Origin of the sequence: Pseudarthrobacter sp. 1C304 (assembly GCF_052245515.1) — a bacterium.
Taxonomy (GTDB): domain Bacteria; phylum Actinomycetota; class Actinomycetes; order Actinomycetales; family Micrococcaceae; genus Arthrobacter.
Window position 1 is genome coordinate 124,526 of the sequence record NZ_JBQQCH010000003.1, and the last position, 22,619, is coordinate 147,144.

18 protein-coding genes are annotated in these 22,619 nt (G+C 68.8%); 8 read left to right on the top strand and 10 right to left on the bottom strand.

Features of this window, described 5'->3' with window-relative positions; genetic code table 11:
• Nucleotides 1-9 precede the first annotated feature (9 nt).
• Nucleotides 10-855, top strand: a complete 846-nt coding sequence (locus ACTWQD_RS08110) for a DUF3097 domain-containing protein (RefSeq protein WP_443195644.1) — start codon at nt 10-12, stop codon at nt 853-855.
• 157 nt (nt 856-1,012) lie between these two features.
• Nucleotides 1,013-1,432 carry a DUF4870 domain-containing protein gene (locus ACTWQD_RS08115; RefSeq protein ID WP_443195645.1) on the top strand — a complete coding sequence of 140 codons (420 nt, stop codon included), beginning with the start codon at nt 1,013-1,015 and terminating at the stop codon, nt 1,430-1,432.
• Between the two features lie 164 nt (nt 1,433-1,596).
• On the opposite strand, the gene hemW is transcribed toward ACTWQD_RS08115, so the two are convergent.
• Together hemW and lepA are read right to left on the bottom strand one after the other, a co-directional pair.
• A complete protein-coding gene (gene hemW / locus ACTWQD_RS08120) occupies nt 1,597-2,835 on the bottom strand; it encodes a radical SAM family heme chaperone HemW (protein WP_443195646.1) in 1,239 nt (412 codons plus the stop codon).
• 42 nt (nt 2,836-2,877) lie between these two features.
• The gene (gene lepA / locus ACTWQD_RS08125) at nt 2,878-4,731 is read right to left on the bottom strand and encodes a translation elongation factor 4 (RefSeq protein ID WP_443195647.1); all 1,854 of its coding nucleotides are present in this window, start codon (nt 4,729-4,731) and stop codon (nt 2,878-2,880) included.
• 272 nt (nt 4,732-5,003) lie between these two features.
• On the opposite strand from lepA, the gene ACTWQD_RS08130 reads away from it, so the two are divergent.
• Together ACTWQD_RS08130 and rpsT are read left to right on the top strand one after the other, a co-directional pair.
• Nucleotides 5,004-5,585, top strand: a complete 582-nt coding sequence (locus ACTWQD_RS08130; protein ID WP_443195648.1) for a type II toxin-antitoxin system PemK/MazF family toxin — start codon at nt 5,004-5,006, stop codon at nt 5,583-5,585.
• A gap of 197 nt (nt 5,586-5,782) precedes the next feature.
• The gene (gene rpsT / locus ACTWQD_RS08135; RefSeq protein WP_066437767.1) at nt 5,783-6,043 is read left to right on the top strand and encodes a 30S ribosomal protein S20; all 261 of its coding nucleotides are present in this window, start codon (nt 5,783-5,785) and stop codon (nt 6,041-6,043) included.
• A gap of 89 nt (nt 6,044-6,132) precedes the next feature.
• Here the strand turns inward: rpsT and holA are convergent, their stop codons facing one another.
• The 8 genes from holA to ACTWQD_RS08175 form a co-directional block, all read right to left on the bottom strand.
• On the bottom strand, nt 6,133-7,152 hold the full coding sequence (gene holA, locus ACTWQD_RS08140; RefSeq protein ID WP_443195649.1) for a DNA polymerase III subunit delta: 1,020 nt from the start codon (nt 7,150-7,152) through the stop codon (nt 6,133-6,135).
• A complete protein-coding gene (locus ACTWQD_RS08145) occupies nt 7,080-8,660 on the bottom strand; it encodes a ComEC/Rec2 family competence protein (RefSeq protein WP_443195650.1) in 1,581 nt (526 codons plus the stop codon). Before ACTWQD_RS08145 ends, holA begins: the two co-directional genes overlap by 73 nt.
• Before the next feature lie 550 nt (nt 8,661-9,210).
• Nucleotides 9,211-10,089: a ComEA family DNA-binding protein gene (locus ACTWQD_RS08150; protein WP_443195651.1), complete on the bottom strand. Its 879-nt coding sequence runs from the start codon at nt 10,087-10,089 to the stop codon at nt 9,211-9,213.
• Nucleotides 10,090-10,249: 160 nt separating this feature from the next.
• Nucleotides 10,250-11,248, bottom strand: a complete 999-nt coding sequence (locus tag ACTWQD_RS08155) for a DegV family protein (protein ID WP_443195652.1) — start codon at nt 11,246-11,248, stop codon at nt 10,250-10,252.
• 86 nt (nt 11,249-11,334) lie between these two features.
• Nucleotides 11,335-13,872, bottom strand: coding sequence for a leucine--tRNA ligase (gene leuS, locus ACTWQD_RS08160; protein ID WP_443195653.1), 2,538 nt, complete (start codon nt 13,870-13,872; stop codon nt 11,335-11,337).
• 356 nt (nt 13,873-14,228) lie between these two features.
• Nucleotides 14,229-15,743, bottom strand: coding sequence for a glycerol kinase GlpK (glpK, locus tag ACTWQD_RS08165; protein WP_443195654.1), 1,515 nt, complete (start codon nt 15,741-15,743; stop codon nt 14,229-14,231).
• A gap of 52 nt (nt 15,744-15,795) precedes the next feature.
• Nucleotides 15,796-16,545: an MIP/aquaporin family protein gene (locus tag ACTWQD_RS08170; protein WP_443195655.1), complete on the bottom strand. Its 750-nt coding sequence runs from the start codon at nt 16,543-16,545 to the stop codon at nt 15,796-15,798.
• Between the two features lie 159 nt (nt 16,546-16,704).
• Nucleotides 16,705-18,516, bottom strand: a complete 1,812-nt coding sequence (locus ACTWQD_RS08175) for a glycerol-3-phosphate dehydrogenase/oxidase (RefSeq protein WP_443195656.1) — start codon at nt 18,514-18,516, stop codon at nt 16,705-16,707.
• 126 nt (nt 18,517-18,642) lie between these two features.
• On the opposite strand from ACTWQD_RS08175, the gene ACTWQD_RS08180 reads away from it, so the two are divergent.
• The 4 genes from ACTWQD_RS08180 to ACTWQD_RS08195 are packed head-to-tail and all read left to right on the top strand — an operon-like array spanning nt 18,643 to nt 22,605.
• Entirely contained in the window at nt 18,643-19,605 is a 963-nt protein-coding gene (locus tag ACTWQD_RS08180) for a sugar-binding transcriptional regulator (protein WP_443195657.1), read from the top strand.
• 48 nt (nt 19,606-19,653) lie between these two features.
• Nucleotides 19,654-20,532, top strand: coding sequence for an aldo/keto reductase (locus ACTWQD_RS08185; protein WP_443195658.1), 879 nt, complete (start codon nt 19,654-19,656; stop codon nt 20,530-20,532).
• A gap of 46 nt (nt 20,533-20,578) precedes the next feature.
• A complete protein-coding gene (locus ACTWQD_RS08190; RefSeq protein ID WP_443195659.1) occupies nt 20,579-21,505 on the top strand; it encodes an alpha/beta fold hydrolase in 927 nt (308 codons plus the stop codon).
• Nucleotides 21,502-22,605 carry a glycosyltransferase family 4 protein gene (locus ACTWQD_RS08195; protein WP_443195660.1) on the top strand — a complete coding sequence of 368 codons (1,104 nt, stop codon included), beginning with the start codon at nt 21,502-21,504 and terminating at the stop codon, nt 22,603-22,605. The genes ACTWQD_RS08190 and ACTWQD_RS08195 overlap by 4 nt, the downstream gene beginning before the upstream one ends.
• The last annotated feature ends 14 nt before the right edge of the window (nt 22,606-22,619 follow it).

The window sequence follows — 22,619 nt, forward strand, 5'->3', positions numbered from 1 at the left end:
GTGGAACCAATGTCGTACCAGAACTGGGGCCCCCAGGACCTGTCCGCCCCCGCCAAGACCCAGCTGCCGGAGGTGCCGGTGGAGCGCGGCATGGTGCTGGAGGAAGTGCAGTCCGGCTGGGTGGGGGCCGTGACCCGGGTCGAGAAGTCCGGCGGAATGCACGTCGTTGCCCTGGAGGACCGCCGCGGCAAGTCGCGGTCGTTCCGGCTCGGCTTCGGCTTCCTGCTGGAAGGACAGCCGATCCGGCTGATGCCGCCGGCGCCGCGGGCCGCGGCCCCGGCCGGCACCCGCACGGCCTCCGGCTCTGTCCGGGTCGCCGGGCAGCGCGCCCAGGTGGCGAAAGCGAGCCGGATCTGGGTGGAAGGCAAGCACGACGCCGAACTCGTCGAAAAAGTCTGGGGCGACGACTTGCGGGTGGAGGGCATTGTGGTCGAGCCGCTGCACGGCATTGACGACCTCGCCGGCGCGGTGGCCGCCTTCCGGCCCGGACCCGGCCGCCGGCTTGGTGTCCTGGTGGACCACCTGGTTCCTGATTCCAAGGAATCCCGGATCGCCGACGCCGTCATGGCATCCCCCGGCGCGGCCGGGAACGTGCTGATTGTGGGCCACCCGTACGTGGACGTCTGGCAGGCGATCCGGCCCGCTGTGCTGGGGATCGAGAAGTGGCCCGTGATCCCGCGCGGCGTTGACTGGAAAACCGGCATCCTCATGGCGTTCGGCTGGCCGCACAGCACCAAGGAGGACATCGGCCTGGGCTGGCAGAAACTCCTCGGCGCGGTGCGCAGCTACGCCGATTTGGAACCGTCCCTGCTGGGAAGGGTGGAGGAAGTGATCGACTTCCTCACGGTGCCCTGAGTTCCCGTCCGGCCGCCCGCACCAGCGGGCCAATCCGCGATTCCGCCCCCAAGCAAGTATTCTTGGTAAGGCGGCTTCGCTCCCGGCGCAGCCCTGGCATTTCCAGGCACCGCATTTCCAGGCACCAATGCAACACCGCAATCCGAAGGACGACACCGTGGCAGATGATGCACGCGAATACCCCGGCGACCAGGCCGGCCATGGCCAGCCGCCTTACCACGGCGTTCCCGCCAATGCGCTGCCGCTGACGGCAAACGAGGACCGCCAGTGGGCCACGCTCGCGCACTTCGGCGGCATCCTCGGCTGCGTCCCTGCGCTGCTGATCTACCTGATTTTCAAGGACCGCGGCCCGTTCACCGCACAGGAGTCCAAGGAAGCCCTCAACTTCACGCTGCCGCCCACGATCGCCGCGGTGGTCTGCAACCTGCTGGTCTTCGTCCCGGTGGTGGGCAACATCTTCGCCGTCCTCGCCACGGTGATCTGGATTGCCGTCACCTGCTTCTCCGTCGCGGCCGGCATCCACGTCAACCGCGGCCAGCCGCACCGCTACGAGTTCAATCTCCGCTGGATCAAGTAGCGCAACGGCACCAACACCAGCACCAGATCGAACCAGGAAAGCCGGCCGCAGCCCCACGGGGCGGCGGCCGGCTTTTTGGTTTGCGGGCCGGTCGGGCAGGATCCTCCGGACCCTGGTCGGGCAAAATCCTCCGGGCACCTAATCGGGCAAGATCCTCCGGACACCTAATCTGGCAGGATCCTCCGGACCACGGCATCGGCGAGCAGCCGGCCCTTCAAGGTCAGCACGAGGGTACCGTGGAAGGCCGCCGCCGGCTCGATCAGCCCGTCGGCGATCAGCCCGGCGATGGCGTGCCTGCCAGTGTCGCCCAGTCCGCCCAGGCTGGGAATCTCCAGTCCGGAGCTGAGACGGGCTTCCAGCATGACCCGCTCCACGTTGCGGGTTCCGGAATCGAGGGTTTCCCGGCCGGCGGCCGGTGACAGCCCGGCGGCCATCCGGCCGGCGTAGGCGGTGGGGTGCTTGACGTTCCACCAGCGCACGCCCCCGACGTGGGAGTGCGCCCCCGGGCCGATCCCCCACCAGTCGTCCCCGCGCCAGTACGCGAGGTTGTGGCGGCAGGCCTGCTCCGGTGTGCGGGACCAGTTGCTGACCTCGTACCAGGACAGCCCGGCGGCCGAGATGAGCTGGTCGGCGAGTTCGTATTTGGCGGCGTGGTCGTCGTCGTCGATTTCCGGGACCTCGCCGCGGCGGATCTGGGCCGCGAGTTTAGTGCCGTCCTCCACGATCAGCGCGTAGGCGCTGATGTGGTCGGGCGCGTAGGACAGTGCCGTCTCCAGCGAGTAGCGCCAGTCGGCCAGCGACTCCCCCGGGGTGCCGTAGATCAGGTCAAGGCTGACAGCGAGGCCGGCTTCCCGCGCCCACTGCACCGCCTGCGGCACCCGGCTGGGGGTGTGGGTGCGGTCCAGCACCTTCAGGACGTGCGGCACTGCCGACTGCATGCCAAAGGAGACGCGGGTGAAACCGGCGTCGGCGAGCAGCTGCAGGGAAGCAGGCGTGACGGAGTCCGGGTTTGCCTCCGTGGTGACCTCGGCGCCCGGCGCAAGGCCCCACGCCCCGATCGCTGCCGTCAGGACACTCGCCAGGTCCTCGGCCGGGAGCAGTGTGGGGGTGCCGCCCCCGAAGAAGACCGTGCTGAGCGGGCGTGCCGGGAGCCCGGACGCCGCCAGGACTTCAGCGGCGAACTGCACCTCCGCCACCGCGGTGGCGGCGTAGGCGTCCTGGGACGCGCCCCCGCCGAGTTCCGTGGCGGTGTAGGTGTTGAAGTCGCAGTAGCCGCAGCGCACGGCGCAGAACGGGATGTGCACGTAGAGCCCGAAGGCCCGGGAGGCGGCGTCTTCCAGCGCCTGGGCAGGCAGGAGCCCGTCCGGTGGCGCGGGGTCGCCCAGCGGCAGGGCGCTAGGCACGGGCCGGACCCGCCTGCGGGAGGACAGTCATGGCGGGCACCGCTACTTCTTGGCCTTGTCCTTGGACTCATCCGTGGTGAGGGCGGCGATGAAGGCTTCCTGCGGCACCTCGACCCGGCCCACCATCTTCATGCGCTTCTTGCCTTCCTTCTGCTTTTCCAGCAGTTTGCGCTTTCGGGTGATGTCGCCGCCGTAGCACTTGGCGAGCACGTCCTTGCGGATGGCGCGGATGCTTTCGCGGGCGATGATCCTCGACCCGATGGCGGCCTGGATGGGCACCTCGAACTGCTGCCGCGGGATCAGTTCACGCAGCTTGCTGGTCATCATCACACCGTAGGCGTAGGCCTTGTCCCGGTGGGTAATGGCGGAGAACGCATCCACCTGCTCGCCCTGGAGCATGATGTCCACCTTGACGAGGTCGGCCACCTGGTCGCCGTCGGCCTTCCAGTCCAGCGAACCGTAGCCGCGGGTCTTGGACTTCAGGATGTCGAAGAAGTCGAAGACGATCTCGGCCAGCGGAAGCCGGTACCGGATCTCCACCCGGTCCTCGGAGAGGTAGTCCATGCCGCCCATGACGCCGCGGCGGCTCTGGCAAAGCTCCATGATGGCGCCGACGAAGTCGTTGGGCGCCAGGATGGTCGCGGACACCATCGGCTCGCGGACCTCGGCCACCTTGCCGGTGGGGTACTCGCTGGGGTTGGTGACGTGGACAACCCGCTTGTCCTCCAGCGTGACCTCGTATTCCACGTTCGGCGCGGTGGAAATCAGGTCCAGGTTGTATTCGCGCTCGAGCCGCTCACGGGTGATTTCCAGGTGCAGCAGGCCCAGGAAGCCCACACGGAAGCCGAAGCCCAGGGCCGCGGAGGTCTCCGGCTCGTAGACGAGCGCGGCGTCGTTGAGCATCAGCTTCTCCAGCGCGTCGCGGAGCACCGGGTAGTCCGTGCCGTCCAGCGGATACAGGCCGGAGAAGACCATCGGCTTGGCGTCGGCATAGCCGGGAAGCGACTCGGCGGCGGGCTTGGCCAGGTTGGTGACGGTGTCGCCGACCTTGGACTGGCGGACGTCCTTCACACCGGTGATGAGGTAGCCCACTTCGCCCACGCCGAGCCCCTTGGACGGGGTAGGCTCCGGGGAGCTGACGCCGATCTCGAGGAGTTCGTGGCTGGCGCGGGTGGACATCATCTGGATGCGTTCGCGCGGGTGCAGCATTCCGTCGACGACGCGGACGTAGGTGACCACGCCGCGGTAGGTGTCATACACCGAGTCGAAAATCATGGCCCGGGCGGGAGCGTCGGGGTCGCCCACCGGGGCGGGAAGGTCGCGGACGATCTTGTCCAGCAGGGCCTCGACGCCGGCGCCGGTCTTGCCGGAGACGCGCAGGACGTCGTCCGGGTCGCCGCCGATCAGGCTGGCGAGCTCGGCCGCGTACTTTTCGGGCTGGGCAGCCGGGAGGTCGATCTTGTTCAGGACCGGGATGATGGTGAGGTTGTTCTCCATCGCCAGGTAAAGGTTGGCGAGTGTCTGGGCCTCAATGCCCTGGGCCGCGTCCACCAGCAGCACGGCGCCTTCGCAGGCCGCGAGCGAGCGGGAGACCTCGTAGGTAAAGTCAACGTGACCGGGCGTATCGATCATGTTCAGCGCGTAGCTGGTGCCGTCGAGTTCCCACGGCATGCGGACGGCCTGGGACTTGATGGTGATGCCGCGTTCGCGCTCAATGTCCATGCGGTCCAGGTACTGGGCCTTCATGTCACGGGACTGGACCACGCCGGTGTACTGAAGCATCCGGTCGGCCAGCGTTGATTTGCCGTGGTCAATGTGCGCAATGATGCAAAAGTTCCGGATGATGGCCGGATCTGTTGCGGCGGGCACCGGGGCGGTGCGGGCCATGGGAGACACGCAGGGTCCTTACTGTTGGCTTAACTGTTGGCTATTCCACGGTTTGGCGCCGGGCCGGTTTCCCGTCCTGCAGCGCACCGCTTTTACTCTCCCTATAGTCTCCCACGTCCGGACCTGCGGCATTACATCCCCCACTTACCGGCGGGGCCGGCATCCTGGCGGCTGGACGCCGGGCCGGTGCCGCGTTGATGAAGGGTCTGCGCCGGAGATGCCCGGAGGGTGCCGGCGGGCGGCATCCTGGCGGTCCCCGCGGCTGCCGGTATGGTTTCCCCATGGCTTGGAATCTTCGTTCACTCGGCAATGTAGTCCGCAGCACCCTGCGCTTCCTGGAGGGGCGGTCCGGCTCCGCGCCCGCCGGCACCGGCGCCGGCACAAAGGCCAGGCCCACCAAGGCCGGCGCGCGCCCCGGAACCGGCCGCACCACTCCCGGCGCGCGCCCCGCCGGATTGTCGGGCCCGTATCCCGGTGACTTCCGGGGAACTGCCAAGGTCAGCTACGCGCCCTCCCCCAACGGCCGCCCGGAACCGGGCGAGGTCGTCTGGACGTGGGTCCCTTATGAAGAGGACCATTCGCAGGGTAAGGACCGCCCGGTGCTGCTGGTGGGTTCCAGCGGACGCTACCTGCTCGGCTTGATGCTGACCAGCAAGGACCATGACGGGGACGCCCGTCGGGCGGATGACTACGTGGACATTGGCACGGGCCCCTGGGACCGGCAGTGGCGCCCCAGCGAGGCCAAGCTGGACCGGATCCTGCAGGTCAGCCCCCAGGACGTCCGGCGCGAGGGGGCCATCCTCGACGCGGGACGCTTCAACATGGTCGCCGCCGCGCTGCGGACCCGCCACGGCTGGCGCTGACGCGCCGGAGGATGGCCCCTGGATCGCCACCCTGTTCGTGCCTGCGGCGCCATCTCTGCTATTATTGACAGCTGTGTGTCCGTGCAGGTCGACGGCCACAGATGGTTGGTCGCCATAGGTATCCCCACGCCGCTCAGTCGATGGCCAATCTGAAAGCCCTCTAGACCATTTTCCGCATTGAAAAAGAGAGTTCACACGTGGCTAATATCAAGTCCCAGAAGAAGCGCATCCTCACCAACGAGAAGGCCCGCCTGCGCAACAACGCAGTCAAGTCCGAGCTGAAGACGGCCATCCGCGCCGTCAACACCGCCGTTGAGTCCACCGACAAGGATGCTGCGGCCGCTGCACTGCTCACCGCCAGCCGCAAGCTGGACAAGGCTGTCAGCAAGGGCGTTCTCCACAAGAACAACGCTGCTAACCGCAAGTCGGCCATCTCCAAGAAGGTCAACGCGCTCTAAAGGCTTCCAGTTCACTTGAACTGATGATTGTGGCCGGCACCTCAGGGTGCCGGCCACTTCCTGTTAACGCGCAGGGTTTATGGAACAGGTCAGCGGCGCACGGATGTCGCAATCACCGTGACGGCGAGTTCCACCGCGTAGACCGGGTCCCGGGAGAGGCCCTTGACCTGGGCGTCGGCCTCGGCGGTCACCTGGATGGACCGGACCAGGCCCTCCGGAGTCCACCGCCGCACTTCCCGCTGGGCCTGCTCGACGAGCCAGGGCTGCATGCCAAGCTGTTTGGCAATCTGGGCCGAGGACCCCTGGGCGCCGGCGACCTTGGCGAGGGTACGGAGCTTCGAGGCCAGTGCGGCAACGAGCGGCACCGGGTCCGCCCCGGTGTCCAGGGCGTGGCGCAGCGTGGACAGGGCCAGCGGTGCATTGCCGGCCATCGCGGCGTCTGCCACCTTGAAGGCGGTGGCTTCCACCCGGCCCCCGTAGTAACGGTCCACCATCGCCGAATCCACTCCGGTGGAGGCATCGGCGATCAGCTGGCTGCAGGCGGCGGCCAGTTCGGCCAGGTTGGCGCCGACCGCGTTGACGAGGGCGTGGACGGCGTCGGGATCGATGCGCCGCGATGCCGCCCGGAACTCGGACGTCACGAACGCAATCTTGTCGGCGTCCTTCTTCAGGGGCTGGCAGTCCACCACCGGCCAGCCGCCGGCCTTGACCGCGTCGAGGAGTTTCTTGCCGCGAACTCCCCCGCTGTGGCGGAGGACCAGCACGGCGTCCGGCTCGGGCTGCTGCAGGTACTTGAGCCCGTCGGCCAGGAAGGCGTCATTCATGCCCTCGAGCCCGTCCACTTCGATCAGCTTCTGCTCGCCGAAGAGCGACGGGCTGATGTTCATCGCAAGCGAGCCCGGCTCATAGCTGCCGGCGTTGAGCCGGGTAACCTCGACGTCGGGGGCAGTGGCGCGGACCTGCGCACGGACGCGGTCCATGGCGCGGGACCCCAGATAGTCTTCCGGCCCGGCGACCAGCACGACGGCGGCCGGGGTCACATCCCGCCAGCTGGCGGTGGCGGTCTTCGACGCGGCGGACCGGGCACGCGGGGTCTGGGCAGCAGCCACTGAGGTTTCCTCCCGGAAGATTGTTTGCAGAGTCTAAGCGTGCCACGGGCCGGGCGGTGCACCAAGCCGGGCACGGGCCGCGGCGGGGACCCAAACCCGGACCCAGCCCCGGACCCGGAACGCGCCCGGGTGCCGCCGGCGTGGAACGCCGCCCGGTTGAGCAGAGCCACCGTCCGTGCATGGGCGGCCAGGGCCAGCCTGTGGGTGCGGGCCGGGTGGAAAGCCAGCCAGCACGCGGCAAGGGCCCAGGCGGAGAAGAGGGTCATGGTGGCGGCGCCGAAGGCGCCTTCAGGCCACGGCAGCACGGCGCCGGGCAGGCCCGCGAAGAACCGGGCGATCGTTCCCACCCCGCCCGCGAAGGCCGCGGCGATGCCCATTGGCACGGCCGCGAGGGCCGGCGCCAGTGGCACCAGCGGCACGGCCGCGGTCCCCAGCAGCGTGACCGGGGCGACGAGCACTGCGGCGGCCATGTTGGCCGGCAGTGCGTAGGTGGAGAACTGCGGCTGCAGCAGCACAATCACCGGTCCGCAGAACGTCTGTGCGGCCAGGGGGACGGCAATGCCCGCAGCGGCCCAGCGCGGCACGGCCGCCGGAAACCACTCCATGACAGGCCGGCCGGCCAGGACGATGCCGAGGGTGGCCAGCACGGAGAGCAGGAATCCGAAGCTCGTGGACAGGGTCGGCTGAGCCAGCACCAGCCCGATCACGGCAACGCACAGGAAGCTCAAGCCCCGGCCGGGACGGCCGCCGGCCACGGCCACGAGCCCTATGGCACCCATGACGGCAGCCCGCAGAACGCTTGCGTCCGGGCCGACCATCAGGACAAACAGACCCAGCCCGGCGAGGCCAAGGGCCGCCGCGAACATCCGGTTGAGCCGCAGGCTGCGTGCGGCCAGGAGGAACGCGCCGAGGACCAGGCTGCAATTGGCCCCGCTGACGGCGGTCAGGTGGGTCATGCCCACAGACTTCATGGCCTGGTCCAGTCCGGCGTCGAGGAAGCTGGTGTCTCCGGTGACCATGCCTGGCAGGAGCCCCCGGGCGTCGCCATCGAATCGTCCGGCGGCAGCGGTGAAGCGGTTGCGGAGTTCGCCAGGGCCCTGCTGCCATGGGCCTGGTTCACCAAGCGGCAGCGGGGTGGAGCTCGTCGACAGGACGGCAGCCTCAGGCTGGCCCGGGCCGGGCGGCGCAAGTTTGCCGGTGGTCCGGATCCGCTGCCCGGGGGCTGCATGCTCCCAGTCGGGGCCGCCCAGGACCAGCAGCCGGGCCGATGCCCGCACGCGCCGCGAGTCGTAGGTCATCTCCACCAGGGACACCGGCACTGCCCATCGGTCCACGAGTCCCGACCGCGCAGGCGCTTTCAGCCGCCGCGGCGCACCCGTGATCTCGACTTCCACGGCAACGGCCGCGCGGGCGCCGGCGGCGTGGGCCAGCGCTCCCTCGTGCCGAGGGGAGGAATCTGCGGCACTGTGCCCGCCCGCTGCGGCGGCGAGGAGCAGGGCCACGGCCATCGTCGCGCGGAAACTCCTCCGAGGGGGCCCACCTGGCCTTCCTGCCCGCCGCCGCGGTGCCGCGGCAGTGGCCCCCGGCCAGAGCAGCAGACCGGCGGCAACCACGAGTGCCGAACAGATGGCAGCCAGTGCCGTGGGATGCAAGTGGTGTCCCACGGCCGCCGCAGTCCACACGAGCACCGCAGCCGGGACCAGGCGCAGGTCGGTCCTACGGATGTCATCCCCGCGGCCCGGACGGGAGCGTTCCGGCCCTCGAAACGGGAGCAGCAGCCCCCGGACCCCATGCCCGCCGCGCGGCGGGCGGGCGGCAGGCGGCAGTTCTGTCCCGGCCCGCCCGGTGTCCGACGGCCGAAGTTCCGGTGCCTGCCCGGCGTCCGTCGGCCGGGCTCCCTCCGGCGATCGGTCCCCGTCCGGGGGCTGACCGGCATCCGGCGCCTGACCGACGGCGGACGCCAGGTACCGTTGCCAGCGTCCCTGCCTCTCCCCGGGCTGTGTGCGGTACGGTTCCCTCGGCTGCTCGCTGTATTGTTCGCTGCCCATGCCGCTGCCACTAAACCTGGAGCAGCGGCAGCAGCGCCTCCAGCAGCTTGGGTCCGAACCCGTCCACGGCGTCCAGCTCCTCAACCCGCTGGAAGTTGCCATGCTGTGTCCGCCAGTCCACGATCCGTTGCGCCAGAACCGGGCCCACGCGCGGAAGGGTTGCGAGTTCGTCGGCGGCGGCCGTGTTGAGGTTGACCTTGCCGCCCGCGGGAGCGGAGCCGTGGGCGCCGGGCAGGCTGCCCCGGGCTCCCGCGTCACCGGCAGCAGCCGGCCCGGCAGGAACGGCCTCGCCCACTTTCGGGACCATGACCTTCTGGCCGTCCTCAAGAACGGACGCGAGATTGAGCTGGTCCGGGTCTGCGTCCGGGGCACCGCCACCGGCCGCGGCAATGGCCTCGTGCAGGCGGCTGCCCCGGGGCAACTCCACGATGCCGGCCCGCAGCACCGCGCCAGCCACGTGCACGATGATGGTTGCGCTGGTGCCTGCTCCGCCGTCGGTCCCGGTAGGAGAAACGTCCGGGGATGTGGCAGCGGACGGTCCGGCACCGGGTTCCGGATCCTGCAAATCGTCCGCCTCCGACGGGCTGATGGAACTCAGCGGGCTCACTTCCGCGGTGGCGTGCGCTGCCTGCCACCAGAACCAGCCCAGAACTGCCACGGCCAGCAGGCACACCAGCGCCGCAGCCCGGTTGCCCGTGCGCCACCTGAGCCGGGGGCCGCGGAGCGGCCGTTGGTCCGGACCGGGATTGCCGTGTCCCGCGGATGGAGTGACCATGGGTGGCCCGTCGAGCAGGCCCGTCTGGGCCCCCGGATGCACGGCGGCCGCCAGCCTGTGGCCGGCGTGGCCCGGTTCGGCGTTGTGCAGATCCCCCGAAATGTGGCGCGGCATGCGCCCATCGTACGAAGGCGACGGCACACAGTTCAGGGCCGGTCCGTCCTATGTGGATAGCGGCGTACCAGTCGGGGCGTCAGCCCGCCGGCTGGGTCACTGACTGGTACTCGAGCTTCCTGATGAGGAAACATGGCGCGAAGTGGTGCTCCGTTTTTGGCTACGCGCCGGCGGTCTCCGGCGGCACCGCCGGGGTGCTGTCCTCTCCCACGATCACGGCCAGCACACCAAGGCCGGCATGGGCAGCCAGCACCGCGGGCAGGGCGCTGATCTGGATGGACGGACCGCCGGGAACCGCGGCTGCCAGCTGCTCCGCCAGCTCGCCGGCCTCAGCCGGATTGCCAAAGTGGTGGACGGCAAGCCGCGCGTGCCCCGCAGGCCGGGAGCCGGCGTCGGCAACTGTGATCTCCTTGAGCCGCGCGACGGCTTTTGCTGCGGACCGGACCTTCTCCAGCGGGACCACCTTGCCGCCTTCAACGGCGAGGATGGGCTTGATCGAGAGCATGGTTCCCCACAGCGAGGCCGCAGCGCCGATCCGTCCGCCCCGGCGCAGCTGCTCAAGGCTGGGTACATAGAAATACACCCTGGTGCCGGCCAGGCACTGCGCGGCGGCCTGCCGCACCTCGGCCGCAGTCCCGCCACCGGCAGCAGCGGCGACGGCGGCCTGGACCCCCATCCCCTGCGCCATGCCGACCGTCCGGGAGTCCAGGACCTCCACCGGAATATCCACGCGGGCGGCGGCGAGGCGGGCAGCGTCCGCCGTGCCGGACAGCTCCCCGGAGATGTGGACCGACAACACCGACTCGAAGCCGCGGCTGCGGGCAGCTTCGTAGGCCCGTTCGAATTGGCCGGGCGAAGGGCGTGACGTCTTGACGGGTTTGCCGCTCGCCAGAGCGATGGCGATCGTGTCGGCGATGTCGTCCTCGCCCTCGCCGTAAATCTCGGTCCCCACCATCACGGGCATCGGGACAACCGTGAGCCGCCCGTCAGCGGCGAGTTCCCGGGCCCAGCCGGCCGGCAGTGCAGCGGCGGAGTCCGTCACCACGGCCGTGCGGACCACGGCGGGATCACCGGGTGCAGCGCCCGGCCGTTTCGCCGGACGGAACCCGCCCAGGCGCTCCTTCAGCCATGGCCAGCCCGACGGATCGCGGTGCGGCACGGTGCACCTCCTGCTGTCTGCGCTGGCTCCCGGACCGCACTGGGGACGCCGGCCGCCGGTGGTCCACCGGCGGCCGGCGTGCCCTGCTAGGCCGGGACGATGTTGACCAGTTTAGGCGCCCGCACGATCACCGTGCGGATCCCCCGCCCGTCGAGGGCGCGCTGGACATTCTCCGAGGCCAGGGCCAGTTCCCGCAGTTCGGCCTCGCCGATCCCGGGCGGGACCTCCAGGCGGTCCCGGACCTTGCCCTGGACCTGGACCACTGCGGTCACCGAGTCCTGCACCAGCAGGGCAGGGTCGTGCGCCGGCCAGCCGGCGTTGGCCACCGACGCCGGATGTCCCAGCACGTTCCAGAGGTCCTCGGCCGTGTACGGCGCGAAGAGGCTCAGGATCACCGCGACGGTTTCGACGGCCTCGCGGACGGCCGGGTCGGCGCCGCCGGCACCGGTGGCTGCGTCTCTGTCGATCGTCTTGCGGGTGGCGTTGACCAGCTCCATGAGCTTCGCGACGACCACATTGAACTTGTTGGCGTCCAGCAGGGCTTCCGCGTCGGCGATCGTGCGGTGCGTGACGGCACGCAGCGCCCGGTCGCCGGTGGCGAAGTCGACGCCGGGTGCGCTTGTGACGTCCTGTCCCAGGCGCCAGGCGCGGGCCAGGAACTTCGCGGAGCCCGACGGGGATACGTCCGCCCAGTCGACGTCGTCCTCCGGCGGCGAGGCGAAGATCATGGTCAGGCGCACGGCGTCCACGCCGAACTTGTCGAGCTGTTCGCCCAGGTCCACACCGTTGCCCAGGGACTTGCTCATGGCCTTGCCGCCGTTGAGGACCTGGCCCTGGTTCAGCAGCGCCTTGAAGGGCTCGTCGGCGTCGATCAGGCCCAGGTCGTGGATGACCTTGGTGAAGAACCGGGCGTACAGCAGGTGCAGGATGGCGTGCTCCACGCCGCCGACGTACTGGCCGACCGGCATCCAGTCGTTGATCTTGGCCGGGTCGAACGGCCCGTCGGTGTACTGCGGGGAGACGAAGCGCAGGAAGTACCAGGAGGAATCCACGAAGGTGTCCATGGTGTCCGTGTCGCGCTTGGCCGGGCCCTGGCAGGAGGGGCACTCGACGTTGACCCACGCCTCTGCCGCGGCCAGCGGTGAGGTGCCCTTCGGGGACAGGTCCTCGCCGCGCAGGTCGGCCGGCAGGGTGACGGGCAGCTGCTCGTCCGGGACCGGCACTTCGCCGCAGGCGGGGCAGTGGATGATGGGGATCGGGGTGCCCCAGAACCGCTGCCGGCTGAGCAGCCAGTCGCGCAGGCGGAAGTTCACGAACTTCTCGCCTGTGCCCTGCTCCTGCAGGATGCCGATGGCTGCCGGGATGGCTTCGGCCTTGGGCAGCCCGTCCAGGGCGCCGGAGTTGATCAGGGTGCCCTCGCCGGACGTGGCCGTGCCGCTGACCGCGGGATCCTCCTCGCCCGTGTCCAGCACAGCCCGAACCGGCAGGTCGAAGGTGCGTGCGAAGTCCAGGTCGCGCTGGTCGTGCGCCGGGACCGCCATGATGGCTCCGGTGCCGTAGTCCGCCAGCACGTAGTCGGCGGCCCAGACGGGCAGCTTCTCGCCGTTGAGCGGGTTGATGGCGTAGCGGCCGGTGAAGACGCCGGTCTTCTCCCGCTCGGTGGACTGGCGTTCGATTTCGGACAGCGCCTTGACCTGCTCGCGGTACGCGTCCAGGGCGGCGGCGTGCTCGCCGGTCACCAGTTCGACGGCGAGCGGCGCATCGGCGGCGACCACAAAGAACGTTGCGCCGTAGAGGGTGTCGGGCCGGGTGGTGAAGACCGTGACATCCTTGGCGGGTTTGTCGCCGTCGGCCTCGATGACGAAGTTGACGTGCGCGCCTTCGGAGCGTCCGATCCAGTTCTTCTGCATGGCCAGGACGCGTTCGGGCCAGTGGCCCCGCAGCTCGTCCATGTCATCGAGCAGCCGGTCGGCGTAGTCGGTGATCTTGAAGTACCACTGGTTCAGGGACTTCTTGGTGACGGCGGTGCCGCAGCGTTCGCAGGCGCCGTTGACCACCTGTTCGTTGGCCAGCACGGTCTGGTCCTTGGGGCACCAGTTGACCGGGGAATTCTTGCGGTACGCCAGCCCGCGCTCATAGAAGCGCTTGAAGAGCCACTGCGTCCAGCGGTAGTACTCCGGATCGGAGGTGTGCAGCCGGCGGGACCAGTCGGCGGAGATCGCGTAGCGCTTGAACGACGCCGCCTGGGTGTCGATGTTGGCGTACGTCCACTCGCTGGGGTGGGCGTTGCGCTTGATGGCAGCGTTCTCGGCGGGCAGGCCGAAGGAGTCCCAGCCGATCGGGTGCAGGACGTCGTAGCCCTTCTGGCGCAGGTACCGCGCGACGACGTCGCCCATGGCGAATGCTTCGGCGTGGCCCATGTGCAGGTCGCCGGAGGGGTACGGGAACATGTCCAGCACGTAACGGCGCTCCTTCGAGCCGTCATCGAGCGGCGTGAAGACCTTCAGGTCCTCCCAGACCTGCGGCCACTTCGCTTCCATGGCCGCGAAGCTGTAGGCGCCCTCCTCGGGGCTCTCCGCTGCGACTGCTGGTGTTCCGGTCTCTGTCTCCGGCTGAACGCTCACTGCTGCCCTCTTCTGTTCTGTCTAGCCTTGTGTTCCGAAAAGTCATATTCCGTCACGACGGCCTGATCCCCTGCTTGCTGGTGTTTGCTACCGGGAGGTACCCCAGACACACAAAAGCCCCTCGACATGGAGGGGCGGCCGCTCGGCAATCCGTAGTCGGGATACCGGGCGGCTAGCTAAGCACAAGGATCGCACGCATAGGACTACTCTAGCGCACCGCCCTACTCCCCACCGTAAGTCGCCACTAGCGGCTTGAGTACGGTGGCACTGGAGAGGGAGGCCGCACCCCGCCAGGGTGTGGTGGGCACCGCGAAGCGGGCGGGGCGGGTGCGGCCTCCCTCGACAGAGGGTGGGACCTACTTAACGTCCTCGTCGACCCAGTCCATGGACTTGGTAACGGCCTTCTTCCAGAGGCGCATCTGGCGCTCCCGCTCGGCCTGATCCATGGTGGGCTCCCAGCGCTTGTCTTCGGACCAGTTGGCGGAGCACTCGCCGAGGTCCTTCCAGAAGCCAACCGCCAGCCCTGCGGCGTAGGCGGCACCCAGGGACGTGGTTTCCACGACCTTGGGCCGGATCACCGGAACGCCCAGGATGTCCGCCTGGAACTGCATCAGCGCGTCGTTGGCGACCATGCCGCCGTCGACCTTCAGCTCCGTCAGCGGCACACCCGAGTCCGCGTTGACGGCGTCGAGCACCTCACGGGTCTGGAAGGCGGTGGCCTCCAGGGCCGCGCGCGCAATGTGGTTCTTGTTCACGTAGCGGGTCAGGCCGACGATCGCGCCGCGGGCGTCGGAACGCCAGTACGGAGCGAACAGGCCGGAGAACGCCGGAACGATGTAGACGCCGCCGTTGTCCTCGACGGAGGCCGCCAGCGTCTCCACCTCGGGGGCGCTGCTGATCATGCCGAGGTTGTCGCGCAGCCACTGCACCAGCGACCCGGTGACGGCGATGGAGCCTTCCAGGGCGTAGTGCGGTGCGGCGTCGCCGAGCTTGTAGCCGACGGTGGTCAGCAGCCCGTTCTTGGAGTGGACGATTTCCTCGCCGGTGTTGAAGATGAGGAAGCAGCCCGTGCCGTAGGTGTTCTTGGCTTCGCCGGTGTCGAAGGCCGCCTGGCCGAACGTCGCCGCCTGCTGGTCGCCGAGGATGCCCGCGACGGGCACTTCACGCAGCAGCTGGGACGTGTGCACCGTGCCGTAGACCTCGGACGAGGACTTGATGGCCGGCATCATCGACGCCGGAACGCCGAATGCGTCCAGGATTTCCTGGTCCCACGAGAGCGTCTCGAGGTCCATGAACATGGTGCGCGACGCGTTGGTGACATCCGTGACGTGGACGCCGCCGTCGGTGCCGCCGGTCAGGTTCCAGAGCACCCAGCAGTCGGTGTTGCCGAACACCAGGTCTCCGGCCTCGGCCTTGGCGCGGGCGCCCTCGACGTTGTCCAGGATCCATTTGATCTTGGTGCCGGAGAAGTAGGTGGCCAGCGGCAGGCCGACCTTCTGCTTGAACCGCTCCGGCCCGCCGTCTTTGGCCAGCTCGTCCACGATCGCCTGGGTGCGGGTGTCCTGCCAGACGATTGCGTTGTAGACGGCCTTACCGGTGGTCTTGTCCCAGACGACGGCGGTCTCGCGCTGGTTGGTGATGCCGACGGCGGCGATGTCGTGGCGGGTCAGGTTCGCCTTGGACAGGGCGGAGGCGATGACCTCACGGGTGTTGTTCCAGATCTCGGCGGGATCGTGCTCCACCCAGCCGGCCTGCGGGAAAATCTGTTCGTGTTCCATCTGGCCCGAGGACACGATGCTGCCGCTGTGGTCGAACACGATGGCGCGGGTGCTGGTGGTGCCCTGGTCAATGGCGATTACGTACTGGTTCATGTTGACGTCCTTGTCGTTGGGGCTGGCGGTTGAAAGTACGGGGTGGAACGGATCAGGCGGCTGCGGTGGCGATAATCGGCACGACGGCGGCGACGAGGCCGGCGAGGCCACCGCCCACCAGCGGTCCGACCACCGGAATCCAGGAGTAGCTCCAGTCAGAGGAGCCCTTGCCCTTCATGGGCAGCAGGGCGTGGGCAATGCGGGGGCCGAGGTCACGGGCCGGGTTGATGGCGTAGCCGGTGGGTCCACCGAGGGAGACGCCGATGCCGACAACCAGCAGTGCCACTGCGAGCGGGCCGAGTCCCGAGGGTGTCCCGCCGAAGGTCAGGATGACGAACACGAGGACAAAGGTGCCGATGATCTCAGTGATGAGGTTCCACGGGGTGGAACGGATTGCCGGTCCGGTGGAGAAGACACCCAGCTGGCTGGCGGGCTCCGGCTCGGCGTCGAAGTGCTGCTTGTAGGCCAGCCACATGACGACGGCGCCGAGGAAGGCACCGAGCAGTTCACCGCCGAAGTAGGTCAGGGTGGAGGCGAAGTCGACGGGGACGCCGGGCGCGTACTCCGTCTTGCCGTTGAGCAGCAGGCCGAAGGTCACGGCGGGGTTCAGGTGCGCCCCGGACATCGCGGCAACGTAGACGCCGGAGAAGACGGCGATGCCCCATCCCCAGGTGACCATCAGGAACCCGCCGTTGTTGCCCTTGGTGCCTTTGAGTGCAACGTTTGCCACAACGCCGCAACCCAGCAGGGTCAGCATTGCGGTACCGAATACTTCGGACAGGAAAACTATTCCAAGAGACATCTTTGACTCCTCTATTTTCTGTTGTCAGCCCCTCGCGAGTTTGAGGGGCTGTTGGGCCGGCGGCGCCGCGTTGGCGCCGCCGGCCGGCAACTGCGCCAGTGCCCCAGAGGGTACCACGCAGTCCTTGCGGCCGGACGTACCACGTCCGGCCGCTGGGTTCTAGGCGACCAGGCTGTGGACCTGGACGCCGTGGAATCGCTTGAGCACCTCCTGAGCGTGGCTGATCTCGGAGGTCCGTGTTGCCGCGTCCCAGCCCAGCGGGCCGGCGAGGATTCCGGCAACTTCGTTCAGCAGTTCCCCGGTCACAAGTCCCCGGAAAGCCAGGGACGTGCGGCGGACCAGGACGTCGATCAGGTGCCCAATCTGCTCGTTCCGGGCCATGAACTCCAGCTCGCGCACGCTGAGTTCGCGGGTGGAGTGCAGAAGCCGGTCCGGCTCGGAGCCGGGGGCGGCGTCGAGGAAGCTGATGACCTCCTCGGCGCGGGTCCCGTAGCGGGTCAGGAGCCCGGCCGTGCGGTCCGCGTCGCGTCCGTTGGCCATGTGCGCCTTGATCCAGCGCTGCACGCCGTCCTCGCTGTCCGGGAAGCCGGCCCCGCCGCCGATGGCGAGTTTGCCCGTGGAGACTTTCCGCTCCATGCCGAGTTCGGCCAGGACGTCGTTGCTGAGGTGTTCGGCGAGGGCGCGGAACGTGGTCCACTTGCCGCCCACCAGGCTCAGCACGACGGCGCCGGCTGAGCTGCCGGCTGCGGCACCCGTGGCGTTGCCTGCACGGCGTTCGATCCGGTAGTCGCGGCTGACGAAGCCCGGCTGGGTGGCGTCGTGCTTGGGCAGCGGGCGGACACCGGAGAAGCTGTAGACAATCTGCCCGCGGTCCACGCTGATGTCCGGGAAGACGTGGCCGATCAGATCGAAGAAGTAGTCGATCTCGGATTCCGTGCAGACGGCGTCTTCAGCCATGTCGGCGTCGACGTCGGTGGTGCCCACGAGGACCCGGTCCCCCATCGGGTAGATCAGGACGATCCGGCCGTCAGTGTGCTCGAAGAAAATCTCGCGGCCGTTGCAGGCGGCGAGCAGTTCGGGGTGGTCCAGCACGATGTGGGAGCCCTTGGTGCCGCCCATAAAGGACGATGCCGCGCCCATGGCCTGGTTGGTCAGGTCCACCCAGGCGCCGGTGGTGTTGACGATGACGTCAGCAGTGAAGTCGAACAGTTCCCCGGTGAGCTCGTCGCGGAGCTGCACGGCGCTTCCGGCGTGGCCCGGGCCGGCACTGTCCCGGACGGAGACCAGCGAGAGGTAGTTGCTGGCGCGGGCGTCGCTGGGTCCGGCGGCGCCGGCCTTCTCGCCGTCCTGCAGGACGTCGAGGGTGAGCCGTTCCGGGTTGTGCACGGAGGCGTCGAAGTACGTGGCGGTGTATTTGATGCCCGGGTGCAGGCGGGGCAGCTCGGCCAGGGCAGCCTTGCGGCCGCGGAACTGGTGGCGGGGCACCGTGCCGCCGTCGCGGGAGAAGAAGTCGTACATGCTGAGCCCGAGCTTGATCAGGAAGGCTCCGCGTTCCTTGGGCTTGCCCTGCTGCTTGTGGGTCAGGAACCGCAGCGGCGCGGCCAGGACGCCGGAGAAGGTGCTGAAGATGGGGATGGTGGTCTGCAGCGGCTTGACGTAGTGCGGAGCGATGCGCAGGAGCCGGTTGCGCTCGACCACTGATTCCTGGACCAGGCGGAACTCGCCGTTTTCGAGGTAGCGGATGCCGCCGTGGATCATGTGCGATGAAGCGCCGCTGGCGCCCTGGCAGTAGTCGCCGCGCTCGACAAGGGCAACGTCAACGCCCTGCAGCGCGAGGTCCCGGAACGTGCCCACCCCGTTGATGCCGCCGCCGATAATCAGCACCTGCGCGTGCGGCCGCTGCCGCAGCTTCTGCACCGATGCGCGCTCGCCGGCCGATGCCTGGTTGCGGGCTGAATCCTTCTGTCCCAAGAACTGCTCCTTTGGGTCTTGTTTCTGTGCGGCGCGCCCCGTGGCGCGGCGCCGTTCATCACTATTGTTTGGAGTAATGGAAAATGGAGTCAAGCACTATGCACAAACGTGCAGAACGGAAATGGGATGACACCCTCACGCCACTCCGACGCCCTCCGCGCGGCCCAGTTGTATTACCTGCAGGACCTGACCATGGACGCGATCGCGCGCGAGCTCCGGACCTCCCGGTCCACCGTCTCGCGGCTGCTCTCCTCGGCCCGGGAATCGGGGCTCGTCCAGATCCAGATCCGGAGCCCGCTGGACACCGGCCCCGAGCTCGCGAGCATGATCCGCGCTGAATACAAGGTGGATGTGCATGTCGTTCCGGTCGTTGACACGCTGAATGAGGCAGAGACCCTGGACCGCGTGGCCATGCAGGCTGCACGCACCATCGGGCCGCTGGTTGACTCCAACGCGATCATCGGCGTGGCATGGGGGTCCACCCTGAGCGCGGTGAGCCGGCACCTGACCCGGAAGATCACCCACGACAGCGTGATCGTCCAGCTCAATGGCGCCGGCAACATGCAGACCACCGGCATCACGTACGCCTCCGACATCATGCGGCGCTTCGGCAGCGCCTACGGCGCGCGGGTGGAACAGTTCCCGGTGCCGGCCTTCTTCGATCATGCGGCGACGAAAAAGGCGATGTGGAATGAGCGCAGTGTGCAACGGATCCTCGAGCTGCAGGCGCGCATGAGCATCGCGATTTTCGGCGTTGGATCGGTCGACGCCGACTACCCCAGCCATGTCTACGCCGGCGGCTACCTCGACGAGGACGACCTGGCCGTACTCGCCACCTCCGACGTGGTGGGCGACGTGGCCACCGTGTTCTTCCGCGCCGACGGCTCCTCGGACGGCATCACCCTGAACGAACGTTCCACCGGCCCCGACCTCGCCCAGCTGCGCCAGGTGCGCCGAAGGATCTGCGTCGTGTCCGGTGCCTCCAAGATCAACGGCCTCCGCGGTGCCCTCGCCGCGGGGCTGGCCACGGACCTCATCCTGGACGAGGCAAGCGCCCGCCGGCTTGTCAGCTTTGACGGCCTGGGCTGAACGGCCTGCCGTGGAGGGCAGCGGTGCCGGAGTCGGTAAAGTCGAGGTATGAAACCCTCACCCCGGCTCAGCCTCAACAACGGTGTCCTGATCGACCAGCTGGGGTTCGGACTGTACAAAGTGCCACCCGAGGATGCCGCCGGCCTGGTGGCCACGGCCCTCGAGGCCGGTTACCGGCACTTCGACACCGCGGCCATGTACGGGAACGAGACGGGCGTCGGCCGGGGCGTCGGGACCCTCTCGGGTGCTTCCAGCCGCGACGGCGTCCGTGGCGGGTCCGGCGAGTCCTTCCCTCCGCTGTCGCGCGAGGACCTGTTCGTCACCACCAAACTGTGGAACGACAGCCAGGGCTATGACGCCACCCTGCGCGCTTTCGACATCTCCATGGCCAACCTGGGCCTCGAGTACGTGGACCTGTACCTGATCCACTGGCCCTGTCCGCAACGCGGCCTCTACGCCGAAAGCTACCGCGCAATGGAAACGCTCTACCGCGAGGGCAGGGCCCGGGCAATCGGCGTCTCCAACTTCCAGCCGGCCCACCTGGACCGCCTGCTGCAGACCGCCGAAGTGGTCCCGGCCGTCAACCAGATCGAACTGCACCCCTGGCTGCAGCAGGAGGAGCTGCGCGCCCTGCACCGCACGCTCGGCATCACCACCGAGGCGTGGAGCCCGCTGGGCCGTGGCCAGGTCCTGCAGGACCCGGTGGTGCTGGACCTGGCCGCCGCGCACGGCGTCACCGCGGCGCAGATCATCCTGCGCTGGCACGTCCAGCTCGGGCACGTCGCCATCCCCAAGGCGAGCTCCCACGACCGGATCCGCGAGAACCTGGACGTCTTCGGCTTCAGCCTCGACGACGCGGCCATGGCGGCCCTGGCCGGCCTGGAACGCGGCGTCCGCACCGGGTCCCACCCGGACTCCGTCAACTAGCGCCTCCCGAAGACCCGGACATATCGAGAAGACCAGGACACAACGAATGGAATCCGTGGACACCGAGTCCTCCCCCACCGCCCTGTTCAGCGACGACCTGGAAGGCCGCACCCATGCCGCCGAAGTGGTCCTCGACGGCACCAGGGTGGCGTACTGGCGGTACGAGCCGGTCCGGGTGACGCCCGAGACCCGGACCATCCTGGTGGTCCATGGCTTCCGCGGCGACCACCACGGCCTGCTCCGGGTGGCCGACCAGTTGCCCGAGATGCGGCTCATCATGCCGGACCTTCCCGGGTTCGGCAGCTCCTCCGCTTTTGCGGCCGCCGACCACAGCGTGGAGAACTACGGCCGGTTCATCTCGGACTTCATGGCGGCCCTGGGCCTCGGCCCGGATACCGTCCTGCTGGGGCATTCCTTCGGCTCGATTGTCGCAAGCCATTACGTGGCAGCCCACCCCGGCGCCGTTGCGGAGCTGATCCTGGTCAACCCCATCGCCGCGCCGGCCCTCGAGGGGCCGAAGGGGATGATGACCAAACTTGCCGTGCTGTACTACGAGGCCGCGGCGCGCCTGCCCCTCCGGCTGGGGCAGGGCCTGCTGCGCAGCCAGCTGATCGTCCGGATCATGAGCGAGACGATGGCAAAAACTCGGGACAAGGAGCTGCGCCGCTTTGTCCACGCCCAGCACAGCGCCTACTTCTCCGCCTTCGCGGACCGGGAGAGCCTGCTGCAGGCGTTCAAGGCCTCGGTGGGCGGCAACGTGGCGGAAGTCGCCCCCGGCCTCACCCTCCCCGTGCTGCTGATCGCCGGGGAAAAGGATGAGATCGCGACGCTGCCGGACCAGCACACCCTGCTGGCCCTGCTGCCGGACGCGCACCTTGACGTCATTCCCGGCGTCGGCCATCTGATCCACTACGAAACCCCGGAGCCCGCCGCGGGCTTCATCCGACGCTTCCTGAAGGACCACTCCGCGTGAAAATCCTCATCGACGCCCGCTTCACCCGGCTGGACCACCACGACGGCATCAGCCGCTACGGCGCCAGCCTGATCGCGGCGACGGCCAAAATAGCCGACGTCTCCATGCTGATCAGCGACGCCCGCCAGCTGGCCCTGCTCCCGGATGTGCCCTACACCCTGGTGAACAGCCCGCTGTCCCCGGCCGAGCTGTTCGTGGCCGGCAGGATCAACAAGCTCGGCGCCGACGTGGTGGTGTGCCCTATGCAGACCATGGGCAGCTGGGGCCGGAAGTACGCCCTGGTGCTGACCCTGCACGACCTGATCTACTACGAGCACCCGGCGCCCCCCGGCTTCCTGCCGGCCCCGGTCCGGGTCCTGTGGCGGCTGTACCACAAGGCGTTCTGGCCGCAGCGCCTCCTGCTGAACCGGGCCGACGTCGTCGCCACCATCAGCTCCACCACCGCGGCACTCATGGCGAAGTACCGGCTCACCCGGCGTCCCGTCAGGATCGTGGGCAACGCCCCGCAGCACGGCCACACACCGCGGGACCCCGGCGCGGGGGCGGAGAAGACGCTGCTCTACATGGGTTCCTTTATGCCGTACAAAAACGTGGAGACCATGATCCGGGGCATGGCGGAGCTGCCGGACATGAGCCTGCACCTGCTCAGCCGGATCACCCCGGAGCGCCGGGCCGAACTCGAGGCCCTGGCCCCGGCGGGCGCGGACATCGTCTTCCACAACGGCGTGACGGACGCGGAGTACGAGGCCCTGCTGGGGCGCACCACAGCCCTGATTAGCCTGTCCCGGGCGGAGGGCTACGGGCTGCCGCTCGTCGAGGCGATGTCGCACGGCACCCCCGTGATCGCCAGCGACATCCCGATCTTCCGCGAAGTGGGCGGCGACGCCGTCAGCTACGTCCATCCGGACTCGCCCGCGGAATTCGCCGCAGCCGTCCGGAAACTTGAGGACCCTGACCTGTGGAAGGCCCGTTCCCGCCGCTCGGTGGAACGCGCCGCCGACTTCAGCTGGGACGACTCGGCGCGCAGGCTGCTCGAGGCCGCCGGGGAGGCCGTGGCGCTCCGTGCCCGCCGGCGCAGGCGCCGGGACACCTCCACCTAGGGCACGTCCATCCC

Coding starts and splice junctions, on each gene's coding strand:
- ACTWQD_RS08130 (WP_443195648.1), top strand. CDS start 5,004: ATGGCTTGGAATCTTCGTTCACTCGGCAATGTAGTCCGCAGCACCCTG.
- ACTWQD_RS08110 (WP_443195644.1), top strand. CDS start 10: ATGTCGTACCAGAACTGGGGCCCCCAGGACCTGTCCGCCCCCGCCAAG.
- ACTWQD_RS08180 (WP_443195657.1), top strand. CDS start 18,643: ATGACACCCTCACGCCACTCCGACGCCCTCCGCGCGGCCCAGTTGTAT.
- ACTWQD_RS08190 (WP_443195659.1), top strand. CDS start 20,579: ATGGAATCCGTGGACACCGAGTCCTCCCCCACCGCCCTGTTCAGCGAC.
- ACTWQD_RS08185 (WP_443195658.1), top strand. CDS start 19,654: ATGAAACCCTCACCCCGGCTCAGCCTCAACAACGGTGTCCTGATCGAC.
- glpK (WP_443195654.1), bottom strand. CDS start 15,743: ATGAACCAGTACGTAATCGCCATTGACCAGGGCACCACCAGCACCCGC.
- ACTWQD_RS08145 (WP_443195650.1), bottom strand. CDS start 8,660: ATGGCCGTGGCCCTGCTCCTCGCCGCCGCAGCGGGCGGGCACAGTGCC.
- ACTWQD_RS08170 (WP_443195655.1), bottom strand. CDS start 16,545: ATGTCTCTTGGAATAGTTTTCCTGTCCGAAGTATTCGGTACCGCAATG.
- ACTWQD_RS08150 (WP_443195651.1), bottom strand. CDS start 10,089: ATGCCGCGCCACATTTCGGGGGATCTGCACAACGCCGAACCGGGCCAC.